This window comes from Streptomyces musisoli (genome assembly GCF_016741855.1).
In the GTDB taxonomy this organism is placed as follows: Bacteria; Actinomycetota; Actinomycetes; order Streptomycetales; family Streptomycetaceae; genus Streptomyces; species Streptomyces musisoli.
This window is the reverse complement of sequence record NZ_JAERRH010000121.1, coordinates 1-424: the sequence shown is the minus strand read 5'-3', so window position 1 is coordinate 424 and position 424 is coordinate 1. Positions and strand designations below refer to the sequence as shown.

The 424-nt window shown below is 73.3% G+C and carries 1 protein-coding gene; it reads right to left on the bottom strand.

The genetic code is table 11. From position 1 onward, the window contains the following. A partial coding sequence (locus JK361_RS40740) for a condensation domain-containing protein (protein WP_201828286.1) occupies window positions 1–424 on the bottom strand: 424 nt, incomplete at both ends.

The window sequence follows — 424 nt, the reverse complement described above, 5'->3', positions numbered from 1 at the left end:
ATTCGACGTCGCCGTGGACGAGCGCGACCGCGTTCGGCGTCGCCGCCACCTGCACCGCGAACGCCTCCGGCACCGGGACGGCGTCCACCTCACGGGCGGTCGCGTTGCCGCGCTCCAGCAGCAGGTGCCGCTCGTCGGCGTCGAGGAGGTCGATCGCTCCGATCGGCTGCTCCGGGTCGGCGGTGACCGCCTCCAGCAGGAGCGTCCAGCGCCGGGCGAGGGCGGCGACCGTGTCCCGGTCGAACAGGTCGGTGGCGTACTCCACCGCGCCGGTGATCCCGGCCGGGCTTCCGTCCGGCCCGAACTGCTCGGCGAGGGCCACACCGAGGTCGAACTTGGCGGTTCCCGTGGCCACCGCGAAGGTGGTGACGTCCAGACCGGGCAGCGAGAAACGGCCCATCGGCGCGTTCTGCACGGCCAGGAT